This is a genomic window from Streptomyces alkaliphilus (assembly GCF_014141535.1).
Taxonomy (GTDB): Bacteria; Actinomycetota; Actinomycetes; order Streptomycetales; family Streptomycetaceae; genus Streptomyces; species Streptomyces alkaliphilus.
This window is the reverse complement of record NZ_VKHT01000495.1, coordinates 1-3,799: the sequence shown is the minus strand read 5'-3', so window position 1 is coordinate 3,799 and position 3,799 is coordinate 1. Positions and strand designations below refer to the sequence as shown.

Below are 3,799 nucleotides of genomic sequence, written 5' to 3'. Positions count from 1 at the left end.
GGACGCCGGGGTCTGACGCACCGGGCGCCCCGGCCGGCGGGGCGTCCGTACCCCGGACCGGGGAGGGGAGTCCGGCCGATCCGTGGGAGGATCGGCGATGCCGCCGGGGGGGCCGGACGCTCCCACGAACCGGTGGTCGCGTCGGGCGTCCGGCCGACGCGCCGATCTCATCGTCGAGTGGCATCGAGGAGTACCGTTGAGCAGGTTGCGCTGGCTGACGGCCGGTGAGTCGCACGGACCCGCCCTGGTGGCGACCCTGGAGGGCCTGCCCGCCGGGGTGCCGATCACCACGGACGCGGTGGCGGACGCGTTGGCGCGGCGACGGCTGGGCTACGGGCGTGGTGCCCGGATGAAGTTCGAGCGCGACGAGGTGACGTTCCTGGGCGGGGTGCGTCACGGTCTGAGCCTGGGGTCCCCGGTGGCGATCATGGTCGGGAACACCGAGTGGCCCAAGTGGGAGCAGGTGATGGCGGCCGACCCGGTGGATCCGGAGATCCTCGCCGACCTGGGCCGCAACGCCCCACTGACCCGGCCCCGGCCCGGCCACGCCGACCTGGCGGGGATGCAGAAGTACGGCTTCGACGAGGCCCGGCCGATCCTGGAGCGCGCCTCGGCGCGGGAGACGGCGGCCCGGGTGGCGCTGGGCACGGTGGCCCGCTCCCTGTTGGCCGAGGTCGCCGGGATCGGGCTCGTCAGCCACGTGGTGGAACTGGGCGCCGCCCGCGCCCCGGGCGGGGTGCTGCCCGGCCCCGACGACACCGCGCGGCTGGACGCCGACCCGGTGCGCTGCGCCGATCCGGCGGCGAGCGAGGCGATGGTCGCCGAGATCGATCGCGCGCACAAGGATGGGGACACCCTCGGCGGGGTGGTGGAGGTGCTGGCGTACGGGGTGCCGGTGGGACTGGGCTCCCACGTGCACTGGGACCGCCGGCTGGACGCGCGACTGGCCGCTGCGCTGATGGGCATCCAGGCGATCAAGGGCGTGGAGGTCGGCGACGGCTTCGAACTGGCCCGGGTCCCCGGCTCACGGGCGCACGACGAGATCGTGACCGGTGAGGACGGCATCCGTCGGGCCTCGGGACGCTCCGGGGGCACCGAGGGCGGCCTGTCCACCGGTGAGTTGCTGCGGGTGCGGGCGGCGATGAAGCCCATCGCCACCGTGCCGCGTGCCCTGGCCACGGTGGACGTGTCCACCGGGGAGGCGGCCCGGGCCCATCACCAGCGCTCGGACGTGTGCGCGGTGCCGGCCGCCGGCATCGTCGCCGAGGCGATGGTGGCGCTGGTGCTGGCCGACGCGTTGCTGGAGAAGTTCGGCGGCGACAACGTCGTGGAGACCCGCCGCAACCTGCGCGGTTACCTCGAGCACCTGGCGATCCGGTGAGCGCCGCCCCGAACCCCGGAACCCCGGAGCGCCCCGGCGGCCCCGAGCCGTCGGCCGAGGGGCCCCTGGTCGTGCTGGTCGGCCCGCCCGGGGCCGGGAAGAGCACCGTGGGGGCCCTGCTCGCCGAGCGGTTGGGGGTCGCGCTGCGCGACACCGACACCGACATCGCCGAGCGGGCCGCCCGGAGTGTCGCGGACATCTTCGTCGAGCACGGCGAGGAGCACTTCCGCGAGCTGGAGGCCGCCGCGGTCGAGGACGCGGTGCGCGAACACCGCGGGGTGCTCGCCCTGGGCGGTGGCGCGGTGCTGCGCGAATCCACCCGCCGACTGCTGACCGGCCTGCCCGTGGTCTTCCTCGACGTGGTCCTCGCCGACGCCGTGCGGCGAGTGGGCCTGGACGCCGCCCGCCCCCTGCTGGCCGTCAACCCCCGGCAGCAGTGGCGCACCCTGATGGAGCACCGCAGGCCCCTGTACACCGAGGTCGCCCGGGTGGTCGTGACCACCGACGGTCGCACCCCCGAGCAGGTCGCCGACGCCGTTCTCGACGCATTGGAGCCCACCCGCGCATGACCGCCGACCAGCAGCCCGCCGTTCCCCCGGGTCCCGGTTCCGGGGAGCCCGCGGGTCCCATCCGTCTGACCGTCGGCGGAAGCGCCGGCACCTCCCCCTACGACGTGCTGATCGGCCGCCGGCTGCTCGGGGACCTGCCCGGGCTGCTGGGCCCCGATGTCCGTCGGGTGGCGGTGATCCATCCCGAGGCCCTGGACGAGACCGGACAGGCCGTCCGTGCCGACCTCGCCGGGCAGGGACTGGAGGCCATCGCCGTCCAGGTGCCCAACGCCGAGGACGCCAAGACCGCCGAGGTCGCCGCCTACTGCTGGTCGGTGCTCGGACAGTCCGGCTTCACCCGCACCGACGCGATCGTGGGGGTGGGCGGCGGGGCCACCACCGACCTGGCGGGCTTCGTCGCCGCCACCTGGTTGCGCGGGGTTCGCTGGGTGGCGGTGCCCACCACCGTGCTGGGTATGGTCGACGCGGCCATCGGGGGCAAGACCGGCATCAACACCGCCGAGGGCAAGAACCTCGTCGGGGCCTTTCACCCGCCGACCGGCGTGCTGTGCGATCTGGCGGCCCTCGACACCCTTCCCGGCCACGAGTACGTCGCGGGGCTGGCCGAGGTGGTCAAGGCCGGGTTCATCGCCGACCCGACCATCCTCGATCTCATCGAGGGAAACCCGGCCGGGGCCCGCACACCCGTCGGCCCGCACACCGTGGAACTCATCGAGCGTTCCATCCGGGTCAAGGCCGACGTGGTCTCCGGCGACCTGCGCGAGGCCGGCCGTCGGGAGATCCTCAACTACGGCCACACCCTGGCCCACGCCATCGAGAAGAACGAGCGCTACCGCTGGCGGCACGGGGCCGCGGTCTCCGTCGGACTGGTCTTCGCCGCCGAACTGGCCCGCATCGCCGGCCGGCTCGACGACGCCACCGCCGACCGGCACCGCCGGGTGCTGGAACTGCTGGGGCTGCCGCTGACCTACCGCGGTGACCAGTGGCCCCGCCTGTTGGAGACGATGCGGGTGGACAAGAAGTCGCGCGGGGACCGGTTGCGCTTCATCGTCCTGGAGGGCCCGGCCCGGCCCACCGTGCTGGAGGCACCCGATCCCGCCCTGCTGCTGGCCGCCCACGCGGAGATCGCCGAATGAGCGCCACCGACCCCCGTCGGGTGCTGGTCCTCAACGGGCCCAACCTCGGGCGCCTCGGTTCCCGGGAGCCCGATGTCTACGGCTCGGTCTCCTACGCGGGTCTGGTGGAACGCTGCACCGCGCTGGGCGTCGAACTCGGGCTGGCGGTCGAGGTGCGGGAGACCAACGACGAGGGTGAGATGATCCGTTGGTTGCACGAGGCGGCCGACGGCCGGCTGCCCGTGATCCTCAACCCCGGGGCGTTCACGCACTACTCCTACGGGATGCGGGACGCCGCGGCCCAGCGCACCGCGCCGCTGATCGAGGTGCACATCTCCAACCCCCACGCCCGGGAGTCCTTCCGCCACACCTCAGTGGTCGGGGCGGTGGCCTCCGGCACCATCGCCGGCTTCGGCCCGGACTCCTACCTGTTGGCCCTGCGCGCCCTCGCCGAGGCCCCGCACCGGGACGGGGAGAGGCCCGGGCCGCCGGCCGAGGACTGAACACCCGGCCGCGGGTCCGACCGTCCCCGTGCCGGCGGACCCGCGGAGCCGACCGGGAACCCCGGGGGGTGCGCCGGACGTCCCCTCCGGGAGGGCGTCGACGGCCGCCCGCCCATCCCGACACCCGAGCGAGCCGGAGCGCCCCCGGCCCCGGACGCGAGACATCACGGAGCGACAGCGGATGCATCACCCCGGAGGGGTCCCGGGACCCCCTTTCGCCCCGAACGACCC

Annotated in this window: 4 protein-coding genes; all 4 read left to right on the top strand. The window is 74.7% G+C overall.

Annotated features, from left to right (window positions below):
- The first annotated feature begins 196 nt into the window (after positions 1 to 196).
- Genes aroC through FNQ90_RS15545 form a run of 4 tightly spaced genes read left to right on the top strand, consistent with a single transcriptional unit; the run spans position 197 to position 3,568 of the window.
- Positions 197 to 1,381 (top strand): chorismate synthase, encoded by a 1,185-nt coding sequence (gene aroC, locus FNQ90_RS15560; protein ID WP_182606932.1) that lies wholly within the window; start codon positions 197 to 199, stop codon positions 1,379 to 1,381.
- The gene (locus tag FNQ90_RS15555; RefSeq protein ID WP_182606931.1) at positions 1,378 to 1,950 is read left to right on the top strand and encodes a shikimate kinase; all 573 of its coding nucleotides are present in this window, start codon (positions 1,378 to 1,380) and stop codon (positions 1,948 to 1,950) included. Before aroC ends, FNQ90_RS15555 begins: the two co-directional genes overlap by 4 nt.
- Entirely contained in the window at positions 1,947 to 3,086 is a 1,140-nt protein-coding gene (gene aroB, locus FNQ90_RS15550; RefSeq protein WP_182606930.1) for a 3-dehydroquinate synthase, read from the top strand. The genes FNQ90_RS15555 and aroB overlap by 4 nt, the downstream gene beginning before the upstream one ends.
- On the top strand, positions 3,083 to 3,568 hold the full coding sequence (locus tag FNQ90_RS15545) for a type II 3-dehydroquinate dehydratase (protein WP_182606929.1): 486 nt from the start codon (positions 3,083 to 3,085) through the stop codon (positions 3,566 to 3,568). Before aroB ends, FNQ90_RS15545 begins: the two co-directional genes overlap by 4 nt.
- Positions 3,569 to 3,799: the final 231 nt, after the last annotated feature.